Source organism: Thalassobacillus devorans MSP14, from assembly GCF_000496835.1.
In the GTDB taxonomy this organism is placed as follows: Bacteria; Bacillota; Bacilli; order Bacillales; family Halobacillaceae; genus Thalassobacillus; species Thalassobacillus devorans_B.
On sequence record NZ_KI543237.1, the window covers coordinates 268,046 to 293,655 of the forward strand.

Genomic DNA, 25,610 nt, shown 5'->3' on the forward strand with positions numbered 1-25,610 from the left:
CGAAAAACTGATCGGTAAATAGAAAAGACCCTGAACAAAAAGTCCAGAGTCCGGTTAAAAGTTATAATACTTCTACCCAGCCATTTTTTATAGCGGTAACAACTGCCTGGGTGCGATCATTGACATTCATTTTCTGCAGGATATTGCTGACATGGTTTTTGACTGTCTTTTCGCTGATGTAAAGTGATTCAGCTACACCCCGGTTACTCTTTCCATCTGCCAGCAATTGAAGCACTTCGCATTCACGGCGAGTCAATAAGTGAAGCGGCTTCCGATACTCAATCGTCTGGAACGATTGCCCGTTTTCTGCTGTTTCAGATAGACGGCGGTATTCGGCAACCAGGTTGTGGGTGACTTTCGGATGAAGGTAAGAGCCGCCTTCACTTACTACCTTGATCGCCTCAATCAATGCATCAGAGTCCATTTCCTTCAACAGGTATCCCTGGGCACCAGTCTTCAAAGCATGCGTTACATAATTTTCATCATCGTGGATGGAAAGAACGATTACCTTCAATTCCGGATAACGGCTCATCAGCTCCGCAGTCGCCTCCACACCGTTCATATTGGGCATATTTATGTCCATAAGTACAACGTCGGGGTCATGTTCTTCCACTAAATCCACTGCAGTGTCCCCGTCATCCCCCTCTGCCACTACTTCAAAGCTTACTTCGAAATCTAAAATACGTTTGACACCTTCACGAAAAAGTTTATGGTCATCAATCAATACAATTTTTGTTGTCATCGTCCTTTTCCTCCCCATCTCATAATTTCTGGGTTAACTCTGTGACTTATTTCCCTAATCCAATTCTCAAAAAACTTCAAATTGAAACATTACCGGATATATAAGTCTATATTCCTATTTATTTACCTATTATAAATGATTTTTTAATTTTTAGGTAGGGCTACCTAAAATTACCTCTCAGTGGGAATTTGGATAATCACTACTGTCCCTTGTCCAAGCTTGGAATCGATGGTCAACTCGCCTTCAAGCATATCTACCCTTTCCCGCATGCCGACGAGGCCGAATGATTTATCCTTTTTAACATTGGTATCAAAGCCTTTGCCATTATCTTTTATCACTAAAATGGCTGCTTTTGGTTTTAACTCTACTTTCACCTGAATTTCAGTAGCTTCAGCGTGCTTGACAGCATTTTGTACGGATTCCTGGACCAGACGGAATAATGCAACTTCGTATTTGCTGTCGATCCGTCTTTCTTTTCCAAGGTTGGTAAACTGCACATGTAGATCCTTATTATATTCCTCTACCGTATTCAAATATTTTTTTAATGTTGGGATGATGCCAAGGTCATCCAAGGCCATCGGTCTCAAATCATAAATGATGCGGCGGACTTCATGCAGAGCAGAGCGTACCATTTGTTTGACACTCTTGATTTCCGCTAGAGCTTCCTCAACGCCCCGTTCCCGGAATGTCCGGTCGACAAGATCGGACCGTATCATTACATTGGCCAACATTTGAGCTGGACCATCATGGATCTCCCGGGAGAGCTTACGGCGCTCCTCTTCCTGCGCCTCAATAATCTGCAAGCCAAATTCCTGCTTTTCTTTCGCGTCCTCGAGCGCTTCGGATACTTTCCTGAAGTCTTCGTTCAAATAATTGAGGACAACGGAAATCTTGCTTACCAACCCTTCAGCACGCTGGACAGTGGATTCTAAATTTTTCAGCCTGCGTTCTAAATCGTCACGGCGTTCTCTCAGCTGCTTTTCCTTTTCTCTTTTAACTGAAAGATCCATTTGCAGTTTATGAGTTTTTTCATATACTTCACGTATTTCTTCTTCTGAATACTGATTGAAATATTTACTTACTTCAGAAAGGCGCATTCGGGAGAAACGCACTTGTTGTTCGAGCTTATCTCCTTCATCTATGAGAGAATTGACCTGTCTTTTTGTCTCTTGCAGCTCTTCATGAAGTTTTTCGAACTCATGACGGGACTCTTCTCCTATATGGAAAATTTCGTCCTTGCTGTTCGTGACATTTTCGATCATTTCTTCGATGACTTGATCAAGTGCTTTTTCCTCAATTCTCGTCTCTTTCATATAGGTCTCCTCCATCAATATTCACATACTCATTCGAATTTCCTAAGTATTTTTGTGGGGGTGTTGCAATAAAAAATAATTCATTTCATAATCCAAACAAGCATTTGCCGACACACAGAAACCGCTATATAATTAAGTTCTTAGGAGGTTTGTTATATTATGTTGGAAAGCTATTATACCGTAAAAACTGAAGGTTCAGAAGAAATAACCATCCAAAAGTCACGGTTTATAGGATACATACGCCGCTGTGAAACTGAAGAAGCGGCTCAGGCATTCATTCAGGAAATCAAGAAAAAACACTACGATGCCAACCATAACTGTTCTGCTTACATGATTGGTGAAAATGACCTGATCCAGAAAGCAAATGATGACGGAGAGCCAAGCGGCACTGCTGGAGTTCCGATGCTGGAGGTGCTCAAGAAAAAAGGTTTGAAGGATACTGCAGTAGTAGTCACCCGGTACTTCGGTGGTACAAAACTTGGAGCAGGCGGGTTAATCCGCGCTTATTCGACTGCAACTTCTGCAGCTATCAAAGCCACTGGGATTGTTAAACGTCAATTAATGGAGGAAATGAGAGTTACTGTCGACTATAAATTACTTGGGAAGCTGGAAAACATACTTCGTAATTCAAATTACTTATTAAAAGAGATTAAATATCTGGAAAATGTGGAATTTATTATATATGTAGAAAGTGGTCAGGAAGAGCCCTTCTCTCAATGGATCATAGATTTGACGAGTGATCAGGCAAAAATTGAACAAGGTGATAAAAGTTATATGGAGCAAGATGTACCTAATGAATAATTCCCTCCCTTTTCCTGGCTTACTTCGCGGATAAAAGGCTTCGTTAGATTTTAGTAATGACCTTTCCATTAAAGCTCCCTTTTATGGAAGACTCAGTTTCGAGATAGTTGGGGCCGTTACCATGAGAGAAAGGGGATAGTCCGGGAAACGACTCGCTTTCCTGCGGGGGATCTGGCAAGCTTCCTCGGGCTAAAGCCCTGCGGGATCTCGCCTAGCCCCTTCTCCCGCGGGAGTCTCCCCGTTTCCCTTCCCATCCAGCCAGTTTAGTAATTAACGGCCCCTCCAAAAAGAGAAAAAATGAAGCTTAAACCTTCATCTTGAAGCATTTTACAAAGGATGTAAATGCACTAAAATCTTCAATCATAGGGCAGTTTTCTTAGGCTGATTTCGAGAACTACCCATGGAAAGGGCGTAGGGAAACGGTGAGACTCCTCGAAAATGCTACGCATTTCCTTCGTGCGTGGGTTAAGTCAAGATGAAAATTCAAAGTCCTGTGGGAGCTGAGTGATAGATGAGGCCCCGCAAGGCGAAGCCTGAGGAGACTCAGCACACGCCCACGGAAAGCGAATCGTTTCCCGAAGACCCTCACCTCCAACAATATCTCGAAATCAAGTCTTCGACTTTTCGGCCATTTGGTGGAATGGTTCTTTTCTCATAAATTAACATCTATGTGGAACGGAGCCAAATAAAAAGGAGCGCACTTATCATGAAAAGAAAAGTAAAGATCGGCCTGCTGGTCGTGCTATTTATCATGACGGCAGGAATAGGAACAGCAGGAGGATATGCACTGTATTTATCTCACAAAGCCCAACAAGCAGTTTCCGACTCCCGCCAGGAGCTCAATCGAGGCGAAAAATCAGAAATGCGAGGTACAACAGTAAACCCATTTGAAGATAATATTTCTGTTTTGTTTGTTGGTATCGACGATAGTACGAAACGGGAAAAAGACGGAAATGCGCTATCCGACGCACTCATTCTTGCCACATTCAACGAGGAAAACAAATCAGTGAAAATGGTGAGTATTCCACGTGACTCGTACGTCAACATCCCAGAGGTCGGATATAAAGACAAAATCACCCATGCACACGCATTCGGTGGTATTGACGCTACCATCGAGGCAGTCGAGGGCATGTTTGGCATCCCAGTCGACTATTATGTCCGATTGAATTTTAATTCATTTGTTGCAATTGTCAATGCCCTGGATGGGATTAAGTACGATGTACCCTTTGAAATGAAAGAGCAGAACAGTGAAGACCAGCAAGAAGCTATCCATTTACAGCCTGGGTTGCAGGAATTGACCGGAGAAGAAGCCTTAGCTTTAGCAAGAACAAGGAAATATGATAGTGATTTGGCAAGAGGACAAAGACAAATGGAGCTAATCCAGGCTATTGTCCAGAAAGCAAAAACAGCAGAGGCGGTAAATGACTACGGCAAGCTTATCGATTCCATTGAAGATAATTTCAAGACAAATATGACCTTTAATGAGTTAGTATCCTTTAAAGACTATGTTCTTAATGAAAACGGGTTACAATACGAGGAGATGCAGCTGGAAGGAAAAGGAATTTGGATCAATAATGGCTGGTACTACGAGGTTGAAGAAACCAGTTTAGTTACCATCAGAAAGGAACTGAAGAACCATTTAGATATTGAGCTACATCAAAATAAGGATAGCGAGTTCACAGCAGAGGAATCTATCCCCTATTACTAAGTCTCTTTCAAATAACTATGTCTGATAATTAGACAAAATATTTCCCCGGAAATGAGCAATTAATAAAGAATTCTGTCAAAATTAAGAAACAGCACTCTATTACGGCTAGTGCTGTTTTTAGTTTTTATGAATACGCATATAAAACCTGTAACCCTATGCCGTATTTGCGTCTGCAGCATAAAACACTTAAAATGGGGAAATGCTATTTTTTTAGGAGGAGTTATTGACATATGAAAAAAATGAGAGAAAGAAGGACGCTTGAACGTTCCTTAAAACCCCATTGGGTTTGGGCCATTGCTTTTGGTTCAGCTATTGGCTGGGGTGCATTTGTTCTGCCAACGGATTGGATCTCCCAGGCTGGACCTATGGGTGTTGTGATAGGGATCCTTCTTGGCGCAATATTAATGATGGTAATAGGCGTAAGTTATGGTTTTCTTATTGAAAAATTTCCGGTTACCGGCGGTGAGTTCGCCTATGCCTATATCGGATTCGGTCGTACCAGCGCATTTATTGCAGGATGGTTTCTTACATTAGGTTATATATGTATTGTCGCTTTGAACGCCTCGGCATTAGCGTTATTAAGTAAGTTTTTGTTTCCTGGGATTGTAAATCAGGGTTATTTATATACAGTTGCCGGTTACGACGTATACATCGTACAAATTCTGGTTGCCAGTGCTGCTTTAGTAGCATTCGCATTCCTGAATATTAAGGGTGCCAGCTTTTCTGGTCGGTCCCAGTTCATTTTCAGCATGATTTTAATCGGAGGCATTGTTTTGCTCGGTACAGGAGCTATTGTCAGCAGCGGACCCAGCCTGGGAAATACACTCCCCGCATTCGAACCAAGCCAGTCAGCTATCGCTTCCATACTCACAATTCTTGCACTGGCGCCATTCGCTTATGTCGGATTTGATAACATCCCTCAAGCAGCTGAAGAATTCAATTTTGAATCTAAAAAAGCATTTGGTTTGATTATCTGGTCATTATTAGCAGCCGGGCTTGCTTATGCGGTGATGATACTCATTACCGCCAGCACCATGCCATGGCAGGAACTTCTCGTACAAACGGAAAACTCGGTCTGGGGTACCGGAGACGCTATCGAAAGTTATATGGGGAGAATTGGAGTCTTCGTTATTGCTATCGCAGTGTCCATGGGTATCTTCACCGGCTTGAACGGCTTCTATATTTCATCCAGCCGTTTGACATTCGCTATGGGAAGAGCGCGTATCCTTCCCAATATGTTCAGGACATTGCACTCAAAACATCATACGCCATATGTTGGAATTTTGTTCACCATGACAGTGTGCCTGATCGCTCCGTGGTTCGGTCGTGAAGCCTTGCTTTGGGTTGTGGATATGTCTTCTACTGGAGTAGCCATCGCGTACTTCTTCACTACTGCAACTGCTTATAAGTATTTCAGTTGGTCAAAAAAACAGCCAGCTCAGGGAGAAAACGCAACAACCGCTTCACCGGTAAAAAAACTGCTTTCCCTGGTGGGAATGGTCAGTTCTTTATCCTTTTTAGGGCTATTGTTACTACCATTCTCACCCGCTGCTCTCGGAAAAGAATCTTATATCGCTCTTGGAGTATGGGTTTTGATTGGCGTCATTTTCTATCTGACAAATATAAGCCGCCAAAAGAAAATCGGAGAAAAAGAATTGAATTACCTTATTTTAGGAAAAGAAAAAATATAGGTTTCCACAAAAATCGGGCAGGGAGTATTTACCTGCTCGATTTTTCATTTTTAAACCTTCCTTCTGGCTTTTTGGTTTGTCCCAGCTTCCAGGCTGTTAAGTCTTCCAATGGTACTCTTAGTGTTTCGGCCAATTTTTTCATAATAATTAAGGAGGGGTTCCTCTGAATTCCTCTTTCAATATTGCTGATATAAGATTTAGAAACACCAGAGCGACTTGCTAATACACTCAGTGACATTCCCCGTTCCTCGCGTAGCTCCCTGATTCGCTCTCCAATCATTAGTGATCCCTCGCCTCTCCTTCATTTGTTCTTAAAAAAGAACTGATGAACAAAAAATTAATAAGCTATTTATGTTCATTATAACGAATTATAGTAATAAGTATATTTGAAAATTTATGAAATGGGAAAGTCCATATTTATATTGATTGTTTAAATATTCTGTACATACTCTTCTAAACGTTTATTTACTGCTGTTTTCTAACTAATTCAAATCAAGCGTTCCGCAAGAAGCAGAACGCTTATCGTTACACAAAGTTCTTCTTTCCTAATAGATCATAAAACGTTTCACGGTCTCGATTATCTAATGCCCGATCGATCATTCTGTTAAAGTTAAGCTGCTCTAATTGTTCAAATAGACCTTCTAATGCTTCATCATTTTCAGTTCGTTTTTCAAATTTAGTACGAGACTTCTCTTTTAAGTACGGAGCTACGATCGAATTTAAATGGGTGAGGAAATCAGGTAATTGTAACAGATCTGTAACAGCAACATTGATCATCTTCTTACCACGTTGAAATACAAAAATATCTAAAACATTGTGCACTTTTTGTTTCTTGCGATCAATTATTATCTCACTAGCTTCCAGGGGAACAAAGTGGTAAAGCTTTTCATCTACATATAAAGAAAAATACTGGTAGGCCAGAACAACACGTACAAAGCGTTCATCCTCTTTGACATAATAGGGCTTCAACATTTTAATCGACAACAATCTGACCACCCTCTCTTTTAATCTGAATATTCAGTATTTTATATATATTATGACGTATTCGGAGGGATATGAAAAGGAAAGATAACTGGAAAATAAAAAAACAAGCTATGTTAGCACCTGGAATACATAGCTTGTTTTTTTATTTTTTATTTTGCTGTTTTAATTTCCATTCATTGAATTCTAAAAACTCCCGGAATTGCTCTTTTGTTACACCTGAGTCCATCGCAGTCTGGACCAATTCCAGCCAATCATCATCCAATCCTGAACCTGCATTGGGTTCGTCACCTTCTATCAATTGATTGACGGAAACACCCAGGACTTTGCCGACTTTTTCTAAAAATTGAATGGATGGATTCGTTTGACGGCTTCGTTCAATTGAACTTAAATATGATTTTGCTACTCCTGCTTTTTCTGCCAGTTCCGACATCGACAGCCCTTTTGATTGCCGTAATTCTTTAATACGTTTCCCAATCAACTTTCTCACCTACTTTCACTGCGATTATACCACAGCGGAAATAAGCGGTTCTACATTATTTCAGAAAAATCATACTTATTGGCTTATCCTGTGACTTTTTACACGCAGCTTTCAAAAAGAGCTCTACTTCTGATTTTGTTAATCCTAAAGCCCAGGCTTGTTCCATCAGCAACAACCACTCTGCATCCAACCGACCGTTTAGCTGATTCTTTTTCATGAATGATCCCTCCATCACTCATCACCCAAGGAAACCCGGCGATGTTAGCCGCAAAATATGTATTCATGTATAAGTTGTGGCTTTAGACCCGAGGCTTTGGCTTTGCGTCCTTATCTTTAGATAAGTTTGCCTTTTCAAAAGCGATTTATTTAAATATTCTGATATTTCACATTATACTATAGCCCCTTTGGATTTTCTAGTAAAATATCATCAGATAAATAGGCGGAAATAACTATTTATCATCAACTTTCATCAGGAAACATATTAAACAAATATACATTTTCCGTTTCTTCCGAAGAAAGTTGATAGGATTCAATATCTACATTTTCAAAATGGGTTCCATTTTCCTGAACAAAGCTGATCGTTGTAATGAGACTATCCTCTTCATTTGAAGGAGAAGGATCAGGATTGACAATTTCTATTACCCATTCATAGTCAAACCGTTCAATACATGCTTGTTGGAAAGCGATAGGACGTTGATTAAAATATATTTCTTTTATCTTACAAATATTTCTTTTACGTTGTTGCATGTTTGCCCCTTCTTTCCAATGGTAGGAGATAGTATTATATTCCCCTTACCCGTATTTGAAAACCTTCATTAATGAAAAAGGGCCAGAGCCCTCCTGATCATGGAAGGCCTGCCCTTACTCTTATAATTCAGGCAAATATTTTTCTACAGCTTCTTTTAATCTTACAAGCCTTTGCTGACTTTCTTCCTTACTGGATGATTTTACTCCATAATAGAATTTGATTTTCGGTTCCGTGCCAGAGGGGCGTAAACAGAACCAGCAATCGTCCTCCAATACGAATTTCAGCACATTGGCGGGTGGGAGTTTAATCGTTTCTTCTTCTCCAGTATCAACTATCTGTCTGCGTGATTTTGAATAATCTTCTACTGCGATTACCTTTAAGCCACCAGCTTCCGTCAGCTTTTCTTCCCGGAAAGTATCCATGATTGTCTGGATTTTATCGGCTCCCTGCTTGCCATCAAGTTTAATCGATTGCAAATCTTCCATGTAATAACCATGTCGCTCATAAAGGGTGTCCAAAGCCTGAAGCAGGGTCTTCCCTTTTGTCTTCCAAAACAATGCCAGTTCTGTCGCGAGAACAGCTGCCTGGACGGCGTCCTTATCCCGGGCGAAATCTTTGGCAAGAAAGCCATAACTTTCTTCATAACCAAATAAAAACTCATATTCACCTGTACGTTCATACTCGCGTATTTTTTCTCCTATGAACTTGAAACCTGTCAATGTATCCAACGTTTCAATGTTATAGTAGGAGGCAATAGCGCGGCCGAATTCAGAAGTGACAATCGTCTTGATCATGATGCCATTGTCAGGAAGATCGAGGTGTTGGGAGAGCAGATAGTCCAGCATCAGAGCTCCAAGCTGATTACCTGTTAAAACCTGATATTCTCCTTCAGCGTCTGGAACAGCCACTCCCAGCCGATCAGCGTCGGGATCTGTTCCGATTAATATGTCAGCTCCAACTTCCTTGCCTTGGGCAATAGCCATTTCAAATGCCTGGTGTTCTTCCGGGTTCGGAGAAGCAACCGTAGAAAATTCAGGATCGGCTTCGGCCTGCTCAGCTACGACATGGATGTTTTTAAAGCCGGCCTGCGCCAAGCCTTTTTTGACCAATACATTTGCTGTGCCATGCAGCGGGGTGAAAACTACCTGGAAATCGTCACCTGCATCATGGGTGATGTGTGGATTCAAGTTGACACTCCTAAGCTCCTTCAAATAAGCTTCATCTACTCTTTCATCTATCCATTCCAGTAAGCCCCTGGCTTCCAGTTCCGACTGGTCAGCCGCTTCTACTTCCAATTCATTTTCGACTTGATTGACCATTTCAATCACAGCTCCTGCCTCTGCAGGCGGTAACTGACCCCCATCTTCATTATAAACCTTGAAGCCATTATACTCAGGCGGGTTATGGCTGGCTGTGATGACAATGCCACCGGCCGTATACAGATAACGGACAGCATAGGATAATACAGGGGTTGGTCGAAGGGAAGTGAACACATATGTCTTGATACCGTGATTCCCGAGGACCTTCGCGGTTTCTATGGCAAATTCCTGTGACATATGGCGATTGTCATAGGCAATTACAATCCCATTCTGCTTCCACGCTTCGCCACGTTTTTCTATGTATCTCGCAAGTCCTTCCGCAGCACGGCGGATCGTATAGATATTCATACGGTTGGTTCCAGGTCCCAGTTTTCCCCGCATGCCGCCGGTACCGAATTCCAGGTTCTTGTAAAAAGCATCCTCTAAAGATAGTTCATCCGATTGGATTTCTGTAAGTTTATCGCGTAATTCTTTTTCTAACAGTTTAAAATCATTCCATCGTTGATAAGAAGTCTGCCAGGTCATAGGATCATCCTTTTTGTTAGAATAATATACTCTTGCTCATTATATCAGACACGCAACAATTTTTTATGACATTTCATGTCGAATTCTATTAAAAATAATAGACTATTCTGGCGAAACTACTAGAAATCCCCAAGGTCGCAGGACGTCCTCAGGGAAATTTTTATTTATTCGACCATGAAACGACCATTTTCGCTTTTCCTTCGATTTCAAATGGATCCATTGTGGTGGGCAGGACGAAATGGCTGCCTTTTTTAATCGTGTATCGGCGATCACCTGTTTTAATCATACCTTTTCCTTCGATGACACTGACAAGAATATATTTGTCAAATCGAAATTGCGGCGAGCGGCCATCCAGCTCCCACAGCACTACCCCAAAATAATCCGCTTCGACTAAGCTTTCTTCCGTAAGCCCTTTATCTTTCCGCGACTTACGTTCAAGATCTGGATCCTGATGGGGGACAGTAGTCACTTCCAGTGATTCTTTAAGATGAAGGTCTCTTTTTTTTCCATCATCACCTGTACGGTCATAATCATAGACACGGTAAGTGATATCCGAGCTCTGCTGGGTTTCAAGTATTTGTACACCTGCTCCGATTGCATGTATAGTACCACTCGGCACATAGAAGAAGTCTCCTGGATGCACTTTGACTCTGCGCAGGAGCTTCTCCCATTCTCCCTGCTCTGCCATCGACTCCAACTCTTCCTGCGATGTCGCATGGTGCCCGAAGACGATTTCCGCACCTTCTTCGCAATCGATGACATACCAGCATTCCGTCTTTCCGTACGCTTCGTTTTCTTTTTCCTGCGCATATGTATCATCAGGATGTACCTGAACAGACAGGTCCTTTTCTGCATCAAGAATTTTGACCAGCAAAGGGAACTCTTCACCTGCTTGATCTCCAAACAGCTCCCTGTGATCATTCCAGGCTTCGGTCAATGTCTTCCCTTCTAAAGGTCCATTCATGATTTCATTCGGTCCATTGGAATGAGCTGAAATTCCCCAGCATTCACCTGTCTGCTCTGATGGAATCTCATAGCCGAAGATTTCACGCAGCTGTGTGCCCCCCCATATCCTTTCTTTGAATACAGGCTTTAGAAAAATCGGTTCGTTGTACATGAATCATGCTCCTTCAATTAAGTATTCCTTATCATTTCTAATGAAAGTGTACTATATCAGTAATTGGATAGCTATCGTTTTGGATACATGGAAAAAGCTTGCTTACCGAAATCCAATCGATAAGCAAGCTTGTTTTTTTATGATGATAATGCATCAGTGAGTGGTGGTACGATTTGTTTCTTACGGGAAACGACGCCTTCTAAGACTGCCTTATTTTCAGACAAGGTGACGTCAAAAGCTTTTTCTACAGCAGCTGCCTTTTCCCCCAGCACTACCGCAGTAGAATCATTCGTTAAAATATCAGTAACAACAAACACAAACAAATCCAGGCCTTTTTCATCAATCGCTTTTTGCATTTCTGTTTCAATTTCAGACTGGTTGGCAAGTACATCACTTGTATCAACCGTGTTGACTTGTGCTACTTCGACGTTTGCACCGCTCATGTCAAAGTTTTTGGCATCGAGGCTGATCAGCTCTGCCATCGTTTTATCACTGATATCAGCGCCTGCTTTCAACATTTCCAGACCGTACTTTTCTGCATCAATACCGGCGATATTCTCCAGCTCTTTCGCTGCTGCTACATCTTCATCTGTACATGTCGGTGATTTGAATAACAAGGAGTCAGAGATAATCGCTGATACCATCAGTCCAGCCATTTGCTTGCTGATCTCAACGTTGTGTTCCTTATATAATTTGTTCAGGATTGTCGCGGTACAACCGACCGGCTCGGCACGATAGTAAAGAGGACCCTGTGTTTCAAAGTTTGCAATACGATGATGGTCGATGACTTCCATTACCTGAACTTCATCAATATCATCAACGCTTTGCTGCCGTTCGTTATGGTCGACAAGGATGACCTGCTCTACTTCGTCAGATGCTTTTTCGATCAGACGCGGTGCTTCGACACCGAACTGTTCCAAAGCATATTGTGTCTCGCCATTCACCTCACCCAAACGGACCGGTTCGACATCCTCCCCAATTTTGGATTTTAAATCAGCATAGACAAGTGCTGATGTAATCGTGTCGGTATCCGGGTTCTTATGTCCGAAAATTAACTTTTTAGCCATGAAAAAACTCCTTTATTGTTGATGTATGTCGCCATTATAACATTCATTATCTCCAGAGGGGAGAGAAAAGATGAAACAAACCACCCCGGAGCCCACCAAATTCTGGAGGACCTGGGGTGGTGTTCACTTGTCAGCTGGTTTTATAGACTCTTGTTTCATATGGTTTTAAAGTAAAGTCCTGAAGCATGTCAGATGCTTCATAATTGCTGATTAATAATTTGCTGTTTTGGACGCCCTTGAATTCTTCAGGGATATGAAAATCCACTTCAGCAGCTGTGAAATTGTTGATGACCAGGAGTTTTTCATCATCCAGCTCACGGATATAAGCAAAAATTTTCTCATCCTTCTCCAGTAAAGGCCGGTAATCTCCATATACGATAATGTCGTGTTGCTTACGAAGGGTAATCAGCTTTTTATAAAAGTGAAACACGGAATTACCGTCATTCACGTTGGCTTCTGCATTAATCCTCTCATAATTTGGATTCACGTTGATCCATGGGGTACCATCTGTAAACCCAGCATGCTTACTGTTGTCCCACTGGACTGGTGTACGTGCATTATCCCTTGACTTGACATGGATTGCTTTCATTAAGTCTTCGGGATTTTCACCAGCTTCAACCCTCTCCCGATACATGTTCAATGTTTCGATATCCTGATAGTCTTCGATACTGTCAAAAGGCACATTCGTCATCCCGAGCTCTTCCCCCTGGTAGATATACGGAGTACCTTTCATCATATGCAAAGCCGCGGCCAGCATTTTAGCAGAAATTTCGCGATAAGCCTCGGAGTCGTTACCGAAACGGGATACCACTCTTGGCTGGTCATGGTTATTCCAGTAAAGACTATTCCAGGCTTCACCGGACAAACGTGTCTGCCATTTTGTGAAAATCTTTTTCAACTCTACTAAAGACCAGGGACGCAGCTCCCATTTCCCGCCAGGACCTGCATCAAGATCCATATGTTCAAAATGGAAGACCATATTCAATTCTTCCCGGTCCTCCCGTGTATAAAGCTCCGCTTGTTCCGGAGTTACCCCTGGCATTTCTCCGACAGTCATAATATCGTATTCAGAAAGGACTTTCTGATTCATTTCATGCAGATAATCATGTATTTTGGGTCCATTCATGAAGTACTTATGCCCGGATGCATAGGCTTTCCCTTCTATAACTTCCCCATCCGCATAACTCGGGTCTTTGGAAATGAAATTGATGACATCCATACGGAAACCATCGATTCCTTTATCAAGCCACCATTTGATCATGCTGAAAACCTCTGAACGAAGCTTAGGATTCTCCCAGTTCAGGTCAGGCTGTTTCCTGGAGAACAGATGCAGATAATAGTCGTCTGTAGCTTCATTATATTCCCATACAGACCCGCTGAAGGCGGATTCCCAGTTATTCGGTTCTTTGCCATCTTTACCAGGACGCCAAATATAATAGTCCCGATATGGATTATCTAATGATTTCCTGGCTTCCATAAACCATTGGTGCTCGTCTGACGTGTGATTGACGACGAGATCCATAATCAGTTTCATCCCACGGTTATGTATTTCAGCAAGCATTTGCTCCCAGTCTTCCATCGTCCCAAACTCGCCCATGATTTTCTGGTAGTCACTGATATCGTATCCATTATCATCATTAGGAGATTCATAAACAGGGGATAGCCAGATGACGTCAATTCCCAGCTCTTTTAAGTAGTCCAGTTTTTCAATAATCCCGGGTATATCACCAATTCCGTCACCGTTACTGTCATTAAAGCTTCGTGGGTAGATTTGATAAATGACACTTTCTTTCCACCAGGTCCGTTTCATAGCAAATTCCTCCCTAAATAGGTGTGCAAACGTTTTCTCTTTATTATTTTAACATACACATTACTACATAAAACCCTATATAAACCGGAAAAAGACTTAGTAATTATTCGAATTGATAATTTAAAAAAAGCGTGGAGGTTTCCCACGCTTTCTAATTATTCAGCTGCTAAAATCAAAGCTCCTTTTATACCGGCTTCATTGGTCAAGCCAGGCGGCACAATATAGTTATCCACCCGATCCGGAGTCAATAATGGGGAACTTACATAACCATTCAGCATGTCCACTACCTTAGTTCGGATTAGATCGAACAAGTGGGCCTGCTGCATGACGCCGCCCCCCATGATCACCCGTTCTGGTGACAAAATGTAAATGTAATTCACGATTGCCTGGGCTAAGTAATAGGATTCGATTTCCCATACAAGTTCTTTCTCTTTTAAATCTTTACCAGGCCTTCCCCAGCGCTGTTCAATGGCAGGACCTGCAGCCATGCCTTCCAGACAGTCCCTATGATAAGGGCAGGTCCCGGCGAAGGTATCTTTTTCATGGCGTCTGATAGCAATGTGTCCCATTTCCGGGTGCGATAAACCTTTCAGCGTTGCCCCGTTTACAATGGCTCCGGCACCTATACCGGTACCGACTGTAATATAAAGGCAGGAATGCACATCCGTCGCACTTCCCCATCGGGATTCCGACAAAGCTGCCACGTTGACGTCGGTATCTACAACTACAGGGACCCCTGTATGCTTGCTTACTTCGTCCCCAAGGGGAAAACCGATCCATTCGGTCTTTGGTGTCTTTTGAATCGTACCATACGTTCCTGTTCCTTCATTTAAATCAATCGGACCAAAGCTCCCGATGCCTATCCGTTCTATTCCTGTACCTTTGAAAAAATCATAAACCTTAGGCATGGTAACTTCAGGTTTTTCAGTAGGAATCACGATTTTTTCAAAAACATCACCATCTTCATTCCCGACTGCGCACACAAACTTTGTACCACCTGCTTCAATTGCACCAAGCTTCATAGATTTTCTTCCTTCCTAAATATTATTCACATGAATATCCTGATCGATAGCGTCATTTCTCAGTTGCCATGCTGTCAGTTTCAACCGCTCTTTTCCTTTATGCACAACCTTAACCATGCGTTCATCCGGTTCAGCAAACATGCGTGATGTGAATACTTCTTTTCCATCATTTAAAAAGATCTCAACAGAAGAATGATCAATGAAAACCTTCATTTGCTGTAATCCTTCAATTAAACGGCAGCTGCGGCTTTCTGTATTGCCTGTAGCCAGGCTCGTACGTTCCATGGTAAAATATCCAGTTTCCTTACTATAAGTCAAACTCAGATAATCGAACAGGTGTAATTCAAACTGGCTAAGCGAGCCATCTACGTCCATTTCCAGTTCAGCAGTGCGGGGCAGCGTTTTCGATAAATCAGCTCCTACTACTTCTTCAAACAGTTTTTCTTCCCGCAGTTGTTTCATTTCCTCTATGGGCAGTTGATGAATTTTTCCATTTATAAATTTCAGCTCTCTGGGCAGAGTCAGATTATGGATCCAATGGTGTTTGATGGTCGGATGATGTTCCTCATTCTGGTCTGGCACACCCATCCATCCTACCAGCAGTCGCCGACCTTTTTTATCTATCATTGACTGAGGAGCATAAAATTCAAATCCGCGGTCCAACTCAGTAAACGCCCCATGATTAAGCTTTCCTGCTTCATAATCAAGCTCGCCAGTTACATATCCCGTCTGGTACTGGTTGTTGAAATCGATTCCCTGCGCTTCCACTCCTTGAGGCGAAAAAATCAACACTCCTTGCCCATCCAGTTCAAAAGTATCCGGGCATTCCCACATATAACCGAGTCCTTCTACAGGACCTGCCAGTTCGCCTTTGTGGGTCCAAATTTCCAGGTCCTCGGATTCCAGCAAAGCGACAGCCCCTTGCCTTTCCAATGTTTGAGCTCCGACAACCATATACCATTTGCCTTCATGCTTCCACACTTTAGGATCCCGGAAATGAGCGGTATAGCCTTCAGGTAATTCGGCTTTTACACCTTTTTTGACAAAATCGTTTCCATTTATTGATTCAGCCAGGCATTGATACGTTTCCCGTTCTCCCTGGTTATTGCGTACATTTCCTGTATAAAAAACTTTCAATTTATCATCATGTTCGATAGCACTGCCAGAATAGCAGCCATTTTTGTCAAACCAGTCACCAGGAGTCAATGCAATAGGTTCAAGCTTCCAATCGACCAGGTTTTCAGAACTATAATGCCCCCAGTACTTGGCGCCGTGTCCAGTATGGAACGGCATCCATTGAAAAAACATATGATACGTCCCTCGCCATTGGATCCATCCATTCGGATCATTCAGCAAACCGACCGGAGGCATCATGTGATAACCCTGGCGGTAAGGGTCCGCCTGTACGGTTTCTTTATTTTTTTCAACAGCTTCATAAGCTTGTTTCCGCAACTTTTCTTCACTAGTAATCATGGCTCACTCTCCTAAACTTCCAATATCATAACGGAAGAAGACCCAGTACAGGATACCCAGGTCTCCTTATCCTCCCTATTTGTTATCTACCATTTTATCGTTGAAACCAAACAGGTAAGTCAATACAAATGCTGTTCCAACTGCTACCAGATTGACTAAAATGTAGCCGAAGATCTGGCCGTTCAAATAGAGCAATGTTCCAGGGATAACTGTAATTGCCATTCCTGTCGCTTTCAATCCCATGATTGCAGCCAGGAATCCGGAAACACCCCCGCCGATCAGCGCCATTACGAAAGGTTTCATATAGCGAAGATTGACACCGAAAATGGCAGGTTCCGTAATACCGAGGAATGCAGACAGAGCAGAAGGATAACAAAGTGCCTTCAATTTTTTCGACTTAGTTTTGACACCGACAGCCAGTGCCGCTCCACCCTGGGCAGCAATCGCACCTGTAATGATTGGGTTGAATGGGTTAAACCCTAAACGTTCCAGTAATTGAATTTCCATAAAGTTAAAAATGTGATGGACCCCTGTGATTACAATAATTTGGTTGAAGAAACCAATCAGCAGACCACTGAGACCAAACGGTAGTTCCAATAAGAACATAGTTCCTGCGAAAATCCAATTTTCTACCGTGTGGAATACCGGTCCGATTGCAAGTAATGCCGCTGCTATCATGACGAGCAACACTAAAAATGGGGTAAGAATTAAATCGAGTGCTTCCGGGATCCGTTTTCGCAGCGCCTTTTCAAGTTTCGCTCCAAGGATACCGGCAATAAAGGCTGGCAAGACTGAACCCTGATAGCCGACTACTGGAATAAATCCCAGGAACGTAATCGGTGAGGCATCTCCAGATGCTACTTCCCAGGCATTAGGTAAAGCCGGCGATACCAGCATCAGACCGAGCACAAGACCGATGACAGGCGTACCTCCGAACACCCGGAAAGTCGACCAGGCGACGAGCGCCGGCAGGAAGACGAATGCTGTATCTGTCAATACTTGGGTAAATAAAATGAAATTTTCCGGTACACTCTCCGGTGTGAGGCCAAACCATGACAGAATCGCTTCCTGCATCACCAGTCCGCGAAGTCCCATAAATAAACCAGTGGCAACCAATACAGGGATGATTGGTACAAATACATCCCCAAACGTGCGGATGGCACGCTGGAATGCATTACCTTGCTTGGCCGTTTCTTCTTTCATTTCTGACTTGGATGTCCCATTGACATTATATTTATTGATCTCTTCATAAATCCTGTTGACCGTACCCGTGCCAAAGATAATCTGATATTGACCAGAATTGTAAAAGGCACCCTTGACTTTTTCAATTTGTTCCACTGCACTAACGTCCACTTTATCTTTATCATGGACCATGACCCGCAGCCGCGTCGCACAGTGAGCGACGGACTGAATGTTTTCTTCGCCTCCGACAGCCTCTAATACTTCCTTAGCAATTTGAGAATTACTGGCCATTGTTCGAATCCTCCTTAAGGTGATTAGTTGTGTAATCGATTACACACACAACAAAAAAATATAAACGGTGCAATGAGTCCACATCAGGGAATCGATTCCATATTTAATAAAAAAATAATGTAAGCGGTTAATTCATAGTTCAAAAAAAGAGAGAAACGTGTGTAATCGATTCCACATACTCTGTTGATATGTACTATACACTATCTCTCTCAATTAGTCTATAATTTTGAAGAAACTTTTTATTAGTATTTTGATCCTGTAACTGCTCCAGCAGTAATTCAGCTGCCATGATTCCAGCCTCTTTATTGAAATAATCAATAGTCGTCAGGGAGGGACTCACATATTTTGACATGACCGAAGCACCTATTCCAGTAATGGCAATATCTTGTGGAATCTGTAATCCTTGTTCCTTTAGATATTCCATTGCGCCTATCGCCATTCGATCTGTGACGACAAAAACGGCTGTAGGAAAATTACCAGGATTGGTTTCGATGATCTGCTTCATACTTTCATAACCTGATTCGATGCTGAAATCACCATAACTTAACCAGCTTTCTTCCAGTTTAAGCCCTGCTTCCTCTATTGTTTCTATAAAACCTTGTTTACGTAAGACCCCTACTGCCGGGTCATCTTCTCCTACTCCTATATAGGCAATTTTTTTATGCCCTTTATTAATGATCATATTCGTCATATCCTTTGAAGCATGATAATCATCGTATACGATCGATGTGACACCAGGAAGCTCCTGGCCGAGCGATATAAATGGCAGGCGGGCGTCCTCGATCGCATGCAGGAGACGGTCATTGACATTGGTAGCAAGCAAAATGATGCCATCTACATGGCGACTATGCAACAACCGGATATATTCTATCTCTTTTTCGTGGTTTAATTCAGTATCGGTCAAGAGAATCTGAAAACCTTCTTTTGCCACAACTTCATTGATACCGCCTACCACTCTACTGGCTGTTTCTGTACTGATTTTTGGTAAAATCACCCCGATTACACCAGAGCGTTTGGTGCGTAATGATTTAGCTGAAACACTTGGGATATAACCTGTTTCTTCCACTACTTTCATAACGCGCTCCCGGGCAGATTCACTGACATAACCATTATTATTAAGTACTCGGGAAACGGTCGTACGGGAAACATTAGCCATCTTTGCAATATCGTTGATTGTTGTCATAAGCCTGTCCTCCATGAATCTGAATCTATGTACATACTATTGCAAATGACTGGAAATGTCCATCATGAAGAGAACCTCATTTCAGGCTGAAGACCTGTGAGAAACAAGAACACCCCAGGTCCTCAAAATTCAAAGAAACCGGGGTGTCATGTAGTTACTAAAATGGAATTTTTTCGCCATCAAGCTCGATCACTCGTTGCACCGGTTCCTGGAGTAGAGCCCTTCCATTCATGTATGCATCTTCTTCATACATAATCTTTAACTGGACTTTTCCGATGAACGGGGAACCTTCCCAGGGAACCATTATAATGTCAAAGACCTCACCACTGGTAAAGTATTGCTTCATTTCCTCGCTTACAGAAACCCCATTCACCATCACAAACCAATTACGCTTATCTTCTTCATGAGCAATTAATATACCATGTTCAAATACTAACGGTTTCCCGTCAGGCATCATGACTGTTCTTAACGGAAAAGACAATGGCATTTGCAATATCACTCCTTCATCTATGCAATTCGACAGTTTTAGATAAAACCCTCTCATCCAATTTTCATATTTTCACTTGTATATATACGTGGATACTCTTGTTTTTGTAAAACTTTCATCCTACACAGAGGAAGGTTGAAATAATATACTTATCGATATAAAACAAACAAATCTACAATATTTCTAATTTGTAATGTCGAAAAAATTAATATGACAAATTCAATAAATTCGTTTATGATAAAATAATACTACTCATGTTAAAAATTTATATAAAGGAGCATTCTTATGGCAAAAGGTAACAAAAAATACGATTATGACCTCAACCAAGTCAAACAACTCCTCGAAGAATCAGACAAAAACTACCGCCAGATTGCTGCAGAAACAGGCTGTCCCTACTCTAACGTAGTATACCACGGCCGTAAAATCCGCGGAAAACGATACAAAAACAACGTACAGGAAGTCGTTTCGTTTGTAACGACAGAGGACAAAGCGCCAGCACAATCTCTTCGATCAGGAAATGATACAGCTTCCAATGAAGCTGATACGTCACAATCAGACAATAGCATTCCAGCATTTGAAATCACTACCTCTAATCTCTCACTGGAACAGGCTGAAGAGAAAGCGAAAAATATGATAGAAGCAGCAAGAGTGTTAGGGGTCAATAAAGTGACCCTGCAAATCAGCAGTTATGAAGAAGAAAATAAATAAAAAAATAAACCGCTGGTCGATCAGCGGTTTATTTTTTATTTGGATCACCTTAAGATTGTAACATCAATTTATTCAAAAGCTGATCTAATATTTGGGATACAGTAACTAATTGCGGGTCAGAAGGGTCATTTTTATATAATTGATACATTTCCTGTCGTAAGGCTTCTATTTCAACTTCTAACTCGATTGCAGCAACCATGTTATGTCCTCCTTATGTAAGCTCTAAAGGTTGTCTAAACTTAATTTTCTAAACCGCCATCACTTTCCTTCGGATCCTCAGGTGCAGGAGGTTCTTCCTCTCCCTCTTTTGAAGGTGGAGTTTCACCCTCCTCTGGTGGGGCGGTTTGGTCTTCATCCTCACTTGCTTCTTCATTATTTACATCATTCTCTTTTTCTGTATTCTGGTCCTGGCCTGTTTCCTCTTTTACATCTTTTATTTTCTCAGATTCTTCTGTCTGAGCAGGGCTTTCCTTGCTTTCGTTTGTTTCTTCATTAACTCCCTGCGTATTTTCAGTCTCAGTTACAGCTTCATTTTTATCTTCATCACCTTTGCTGGTATTAGAGGAAGATGAGGGTGGCGCTGTTGAACTGGAAGATGGGGGAGTTGATTTTTTTTCGGCTGAATTGTCGTCCGGTTCCCATGTTGATTGCAGCGTACTCTCCTGGCTTTCTATGACCTTCGCTTCTGCTTCGGTCCCTGATTCAAGTTCCAGACTTTCTTTCTCAAGGTCAGTTTCAGCCTCTTGCAGATTTTCATTCATTCTATTAAAAAAGTCATCTATTGGATTATCTACTCCCGATTTATGAAAATAATCTTTTTCTTGATGCAGCCGTGCATCACGAGGTACCTGGTAATCAGCCTGGGCAGTCAGGACAGTCCTTCCATCCTTTATACTCTTAACAATGAAAAAGCCGCTAACAGCTAGACCTGCTGCCAGCATTACTGTTGCCATAATAGCGATGGTTTCTTTATTTATTTCCATTACCTTCTCTCCTCCCTCCTCACTAATTTACCATAAAATCATCTTCTTTATTTATACTTCGGCAGGATTAGCGGGTAATTTTAGGATATTGTCGAAATAAAAAGACCAGACGACAAAGTTCGCCTGGCCATGGTGGTTATTAGCTTTATTCTGTCGGGAAGTCATAAAAGAACTTCGCTGTGACAGTACCATCTTCATTTTGTTTAATATCAGTTACATGGATACCGGAGTCTGCAGGGACAGGATTATCCTCTCTCCAGAAGTAATAGGAACCTGTATGGACATTTGCAGAATTCGGAGTGATTTCATCTCCAGTTGTGAAGAAATCAGCTTCGTCCCCACGGTTGTTATACCTTTCCAAGTCATACTCACCATCTGCCTGCAAGACAGACAAACCGTAATGAGTAATCAGGGATCCATCTGCCGCAGTTGCAGATTGGTTATATTGAAAACGTTTGTTCATCCAGTTTTCTACGTTATTCGGGCGCAGACCGGCAGTGTAATATTTATTGATGATATTTTCATCAACATGCCATGCAACCAGCCCTTCTGCGTTTTCCCCAACGCGGGCAAGCCCTTTATTGAAGCCTTCCTGCTGAACATTTTCAAATAGGAAGTACTCGGTGCCATTAGACCCAGGAACATTCATTTTCACCACATCTTCAGATTCATTGACTGGATTCAATGTCAATTCCTGAACGCCGTCTTCAGGAGTAACTTCGATCGGCTCCAACCATCCTAAGAACATCTTGGAATATGGATCAAAACCGGTTGGTGAATTGCCGGAATAAGCGGAAGCATTCGGATAGCGCATCCAGGAACCGCCAGCCATCATTGAAAAGTTCCCGACTCCTTCAGATGAATAGGCAGTGTCATAAAAATCAGGCAATCCAAGCGCATGTCCGAATTCATGGGCGAATACCCCTGGCTGCGCCGGGTAAGGTCCCTCTTTCAATTCTTCTTTGTAAGTGTCGTTAGCGAAATCATAACCAGCAACGTTTCCGCCGATCGCCGGCTCGACAGTGTAGTTGTTGACGACTACGCCATCATAAGTCAAATCCTCTTCAATTGTTTTATTAATCCATTCAGCATCGGTCAAACCTGCTTTTTGAGCAGCGGTCACCCCGTCATCGTAATATGGTCCATAATACAATGCGCTTAGTACGCCCCATTTATGCGACCAGATTTGTGCAGGGTCACGGCTGAATTCTGCTCCTGTACCTTCATGGACAACAAAGATGTTTGGAACTTCACCGTTTTCTGCATATTTGGAAAAATCAACTTCAGGGTCAGCAGCTTTCAATAAATCACGGACTAGCTCTCCCATATGGGCATCCCCATTGGCATTACCATTTACGTAGGTGCCGCCATTGGCATATTCGCCGGTCTGATCCAGGTAATACGAAGCTCCTTTCGGAAGCTCGACCCAGCCGATATCCGTCATATTGTCATATGTAGTCAACTCGACTTTTCCATAACTGGATTCCTTATAAATATTCTGCATGGTGCTGTTTGTCGGCACCTTCTTACCTTCAAACTCTGCATATTGTTTGAATTGCTCTAATTCATACGGATTATATTCTTCTCCGAAAATCAAATCATTCAAATACTCCGCTGGTACCGGTTTATCCAGTGCTCCTTTTGGCTTATCACCATCGTTGTACTTTGCCAACAGAACAAGCATCGGTACTTCGCCTTCTGCTTTTTGATACGTAACTTTATCTCCTGCTGCCTGTTCGAATTTAGAACCTTTATTGGCAAATTTCTCTGCTGGATCGTCTTTAGAAATATCGATGCCAGCTTCCTTTGCTTTCTCAGCCAATTCCGGTGCTGCCGGGACATAATGACCTGGTGATAGTTTATAATTCTCAGCTGCTTCAGCATCAGTAGCTGTTCCGCCTGCAAGCCCTGTCGTCAGTCCGGAGACTAACAATAAAGAAGCTGCTGCGGAAGATAAAAATTTCTTATTCAACATTGTGTTTCCTCCCCCTATTTCTAGTTGCTTCCAGTTAATTGTAGAATATTCAGAATATATTTGAAACAAAAACTTACAAATTAAGTAATTAAGTCTATTAATTCTTACTAAAACGACAAAAAACGACATATACCTGATGATTCTTTTGTCACATGAGCAAACTCCTTTTCCTACTAAAATACCTATAATACATGACGCTCTTCTAACAAAAATCCAAAAAAATCTCATGGGCACCTCTTCCCATGAGATTTTTTCACGATATGATGGAGTTGTTAATGTTATTCTCTTTCTATGATTGGTATTCTCCAATCATCCCATGGACTTTTTCAACTTCTTCCTGAGGAACATTTAAATAGTAGATTCCATCTATTCGAGTTCCATTCCCTTTCATTTGATAGGTCTCTATATTTTTACGTGCGCTCCGGTAATCGGTCACTAACCTGCGCATGTCTGAAAAATCCATGTTGGTATTGACGTTCGTGCCAAGGACATCCATAATATCGCCGATTTTATTTACACCTCCCAGACTTGCTCCTTTTTCGATCACACCTTCGATTACCTGACGCTGTCTTTCATTTCTTCCTGCGTCACCTTGAGGATCCTGCTTTCGCATACGAACATAAGCTAATGCTTCTTCACCATTCAAATTCAGCTTACCTTTCGGGAACTCGTAGCCCCCATTTGTAAATGCCAGGTTATTATTCACTGTGATCCCCCCAACAGCGTCAACCAGCTGTTCCAATCCTTCCATATTCATTCGGACATAATAGTCAATTTGAATGTCCAGGAAGTTCTCGACGGTATCTACAGACATATCACTGCCTCCAAAAGCATAGGCATGATTGATTTTATCTTGTATCCCTTTTCCTACAATTTTGGTCCGGGTATCACGAGGAATACTGATCATCTGCATCCGATCATTGTCCGGATCCAACGTCATTACAATCATCGTATCGGAACGGCCTTTATCATAATTCCTTTCATCAACGCCTAACAGAAGTATATTTAATGGTTCTTTGCTTTTTACCTTTTTCTTAGTCAAATCCGTGTCGATGGAGGAAACTGGGGCGTGCAAATCATTATCCACCGTGTTCTTAACATTACTATAAATTGAATATACATAGGCACCTGCACCTAACACAATCAATAACATCACTAACAGCGTTACTTTCCACCACTTGCCTTTCTTACGCTGTTTCTTCTTTTGTTCTTTACGACTACTCATGTCTCCACCTCATTACATAAATATCAAACCATTACTCTATTATACTGAAATTGGCGAATGATGTAAAAGTAGATTCTGCCTCTATGGTCAGTGCCCGGGTTTATTTTCGCAATAATTTACCCATACTTGTGATATTAAGAAAAATCCATGTTGGATGGGGGTTGAGTATGAATAAATTAAGAGCAATGCTGGCACTATTATCATTTTTGACCGTACTTGCTTCCACAAGTGCGTTACTTTTAATGATGATAAAGATGCCGGAAGACACAACCGATGATGATTGGAAAGCGTTAGTACGTTCTGATTATAAACTGGAAGCAAATGAACAAATATCCTGGGACGAACCGATTACTGAAAAACCGATCAGCACCCTTCCTTATAGACAGGAAAGCCAGGATCAGGAAGTCACAGTGGAAAATATAAAAAATGATTTTCAACCAAAGCTCAATAAACTGGAAAAACAAGTGAACGTACGGATTGATCAGCTAATTGAAAATGCAATAGCAGAATACCAGGAACAAGTGGAAAGCGGAGAACCAGTCTCTTTCGTCCAGCTGTATCAGAAATACACGAGGGCCGCAGAAGCATTAGAAGAAAAAACGGATGAGGCTTTCCAGGAGATATACAGCGACTATCAGAGTGAATTGAAAACCAATGGGTTCAGCCCGACAGAGGCAGAGGATTTGAAAAGACAATACGAGGAAACCAAAGAAAGCATCCGAACCAACCTCCTCCGCGAAGTAGCCAGCCGCAGCTGAAAAAAGACACCCCACTTCCC

The 25,610-nt window shown here is 42.0% G+C and carries 25 protein-coding genes and 1 riboswitch; of the genes, 5 read left to right on the top strand and 20 right to left on the bottom strand.

All coding sequences use genetic code 11. The annotated features are described in order from the left end of the window. Positions 1 to 61: 61 nt before the first annotated feature. Together P855_RS0111825 and P855_RS0111830 are read right to left on the bottom strand one after the other, a co-directional pair. Positions 62 to 742 carry a response regulator gene (locus tag P855_RS0111825; RefSeq protein WP_028783774.1) on the bottom strand — a complete coding sequence of 227 codons (681 nt, stop codon included), beginning with the start codon at positions 740 to 742 and terminating at the stop codon, positions 62 to 64. A gap of 170 nt (positions 743 to 912) precedes the next feature. Beyond that, a complete protein-coding gene (locus P855_RS0111830) occupies positions 913 to 2,055 on the bottom strand; it encodes a sensor histidine kinase (RefSeq protein ID WP_028783775.1) in 1,143 nt (380 codons plus the stop codon). A gap of 159 nt (positions 2,056 to 2,214) precedes the next feature. On the opposite strand from P855_RS0111830, the gene P855_RS0111835 reads away from it, so the two are divergent. From P855_RS0111835 to P855_RS0111845, 3 genes are all read left to right on the top strand, one after another. Further along, positions 2,215 to 2,856, top strand: a complete 642-nt coding sequence (locus tag P855_RS0111835; RefSeq protein WP_028783776.1) for a YigZ family protein — start codon at positions 2,215 to 2,217, stop codon at positions 2,854 to 2,856. Positions 2,857 to 3,562: 706 nt separating this feature from the next. After that, a complete protein-coding gene (locus P855_RS0111840) occupies positions 3,563 to 4,564 on the top strand; it encodes an LCP family protein (RefSeq protein WP_037986026.1) in 1,002 nt (333 codons plus the stop codon). Between the two features lie 239 nt (positions 4,565 to 4,803). After that, the gene (locus P855_RS0111845) at positions 4,804 to 6,255 is read left to right on the top strand and encodes an APC family permease (RefSeq protein ID WP_028783778.1); all 1,452 of its coding nucleotides are present in this window, start codon (positions 4,804 to 4,806) and stop codon (positions 6,253 to 6,255) included. Positions 6,256 to 6,283: 28 nt separating this feature from the next. On the opposite strand, the gene P855_RS0111850 is transcribed toward P855_RS0111845, so the two are convergent. The 14 genes from P855_RS0111850 to P855_RS0111915 form a co-directional block, all read right to left on the bottom strand. After that, positions 6,284 to 6,535 (bottom strand): helix-turn-helix domain-containing protein, encoded by a 252-nt coding sequence (locus P855_RS0111850; protein WP_028783779.1) that lies wholly within the window; start codon positions 6,533 to 6,535, stop codon positions 6,284 to 6,286. A gap of 245 nt (positions 6,536 to 6,780) precedes the next feature. Then, positions 6,781 to 7,239 carry an IDEAL domain-containing protein gene (locus P855_RS0111855; protein WP_235062641.1) on the bottom strand — a complete coding sequence of 153 codons (459 nt, stop codon included), beginning with the start codon at positions 7,237 to 7,239 and terminating at the stop codon, positions 6,781 to 6,783. Positions 7,240 to 7,381: 142 nt separating this feature from the next. Continuing rightward, positions 7,382 to 7,717 (bottom strand): helix-turn-helix domain-containing protein, encoded by a 336-nt coding sequence (locus P855_RS0111860; RefSeq protein WP_028783781.1) that lies wholly within the window; start codon positions 7,715 to 7,717, stop codon positions 7,382 to 7,384. A 55-nt stretch (positions 7,718 to 7,772) separates the two neighbouring features. Next, a complete protein-coding gene (locus P855_RS22405; protein ID WP_200865954.1) occupies positions 7,773 to 7,934 on the bottom strand; it encodes a hypothetical protein in 162 nt (53 codons plus the stop codon). Between the two features lie 26 nt (positions 7,935 to 7,960). Continuing rightward, positions 7,961 to 8,075, bottom strand: a riboswitch (cyclic di-GMP riboswitch). Between the two features lie 101 nt (positions 8,076 to 8,176). Continuing rightward, the gene (locus P855_RS0111870; RefSeq protein ID WP_028783782.1) at positions 8,177 to 8,464 is read right to left on the bottom strand and encodes a hypothetical protein; all 288 of its coding nucleotides are present in this window, start codon (positions 8,462 to 8,464) and stop codon (positions 8,177 to 8,179) included. A 120-nt stretch (positions 8,465 to 8,584) separates the two neighbouring features. Then, positions 8,585 to 10,309, bottom strand: a complete 1,725-nt coding sequence (locus P855_RS0111875; RefSeq protein WP_028783783.1) for a phospho-sugar mutase — start codon at positions 10,307 to 10,309, stop codon at positions 8,585 to 8,587. Positions 10,310 to 10,469: 160 nt separating this feature from the next. Then, complete coding sequence (gene manA / locus P855_RS0111880; RefSeq protein ID WP_028783784.1) at positions 10,470 to 11,426, bottom strand: mannose-6-phosphate isomerase, class I; 957 nt, start codon at positions 11,424 to 11,426, stop codon at positions 10,470 to 10,472. Positions 11,427 to 11,563: 137 nt separating this feature from the next. Then, the gene (locus P855_RS0111885) at positions 11,564 to 12,493 is read right to left on the bottom strand and encodes a manganese-dependent inorganic pyrophosphatase (protein WP_028783785.1); all 930 of its coding nucleotides are present in this window, start codon (positions 12,491 to 12,493) and stop codon (positions 11,564 to 11,566) included. A gap of 130 nt (positions 12,494 to 12,623) precedes the next feature. Further along, positions 12,624 to 14,303 (bottom strand): glycoside hydrolase family 13 protein, encoded by a 1,680-nt coding sequence (locus P855_RS0111890; RefSeq protein ID WP_028783786.1) that lies wholly within the window; start codon positions 14,301 to 14,303, stop codon positions 12,624 to 12,626. A 155-nt stretch (positions 14,304 to 14,458) separates the two neighbouring features. Beyond that, positions 14,459 to 15,325 (bottom strand): ROK family protein, encoded by an 867-nt coding sequence (locus tag P855_RS0111895; protein WP_028783787.1) that lies wholly within the window; start codon positions 15,323 to 15,325, stop codon positions 14,459 to 14,461. Between the two features lie 15 nt (positions 15,326 to 15,340). Next, positions 15,341 to 16,798, bottom strand: a complete 1,458-nt coding sequence (locus P855_RS20855; protein WP_051353191.1) for a sucrose-6-phosphate hydrolase — start codon at positions 16,796 to 16,798, stop codon at positions 15,341 to 15,343. A 75-nt stretch (positions 16,799 to 16,873) separates the two neighbouring features. Further along, positions 16,874 to 18,271: a sucrose-specific PTS transporter subunit IIBC gene (locus tag P855_RS0111905; protein WP_028783788.1), complete on the bottom strand. Its 1,398-nt coding sequence runs from the start codon at positions 18,269 to 18,271 to the stop codon at positions 16,874 to 16,876. Between the two features lie 193 nt (positions 18,272 to 18,464). Then, positions 18,465 to 19,454, bottom strand: coding sequence for a LacI family DNA-binding transcriptional regulator (locus P855_RS0111910; protein ID WP_028783789.1), 990 nt, complete (start codon positions 19,452 to 19,454; stop codon positions 18,465 to 18,467). 157 nt (positions 19,455 to 19,611) lie between these two features. Beyond that, the gene (locus P855_RS0111915) at positions 19,612 to 19,941 is read right to left on the bottom strand and encodes a hypothetical protein (RefSeq protein ID WP_028783790.1); all 330 of its coding nucleotides are present in this window, start codon (positions 19,939 to 19,941) and stop codon (positions 19,612 to 19,614) included. Positions 19,942 to 20,226: 285 nt separating this feature from the next. Here P855_RS0111915 and P855_RS0111920 point away from each other — a divergent pair, with 285 nt between their 5' ends. Continuing rightward, positions 20,227 to 20,649, top strand: a complete 423-nt coding sequence (locus tag P855_RS0111920; protein WP_028783791.1) for a hypothetical protein — start codon at positions 20,227 to 20,229, stop codon at positions 20,647 to 20,649. A 49-nt stretch (positions 20,650 to 20,698) separates the two neighbouring features. On the opposite strand, the gene P855_RS21835 is transcribed toward P855_RS0111920, so the two are convergent. The 4 genes from P855_RS21835 to P855_RS0111940 all read right to left on the bottom strand — a co-directional run bounded on the left by P855_RS21835 (position 20,699) and on the right by P855_RS0111940 (position 24,832). Continuing rightward, positions 20,699 to 20,848 carry an aspartyl-phosphate phosphatase Spo0E family protein gene (locus P855_RS21835; RefSeq protein ID WP_084315688.1) on the bottom strand — a complete coding sequence of 50 codons (150 nt, stop codon included), beginning with the start codon at positions 20,846 to 20,848 and terminating at the stop codon, positions 20,699 to 20,701. Positions 20,849 to 20,888: 40 nt separating this feature from the next. Continuing rightward, entirely contained in the window at positions 20,889 to 21,632 is a 744-nt protein-coding gene (locus P855_RS0111930; RefSeq protein ID WP_028783792.1) for a hypothetical protein, read from the bottom strand. Positions 21,633 to 21,777: 145 nt separating this feature from the next. Then, entirely contained in the window at positions 21,778 to 23,607 is a 1,830-nt protein-coding gene (locus P855_RS0111935) for a M6 family metalloprotease domain-containing protein (protein WP_028783793.1), read from the bottom strand. A gap of 289 nt (positions 23,608 to 23,896) precedes the next feature. Beyond that, entirely contained in the window at positions 23,897 to 24,832 is a 936-nt protein-coding gene (locus P855_RS0111940) for an LCP family protein (protein WP_028783794.1), read from the bottom strand. A 167-nt stretch (positions 24,833 to 24,999) separates the two neighbouring features. On the opposite strand from P855_RS0111940, the gene P855_RS0111945 reads away from it, so the two are divergent. Then, positions 25,000 to 25,590 (top strand): hypothetical protein, encoded by a 591-nt coding sequence (locus tag P855_RS0111945; RefSeq protein ID WP_028783795.1) that lies wholly within the window; start codon positions 25,000 to 25,002, stop codon positions 25,588 to 25,590. The last annotated feature ends 20 nt before the right edge of the window (positions 25,591 to 25,610 follow it).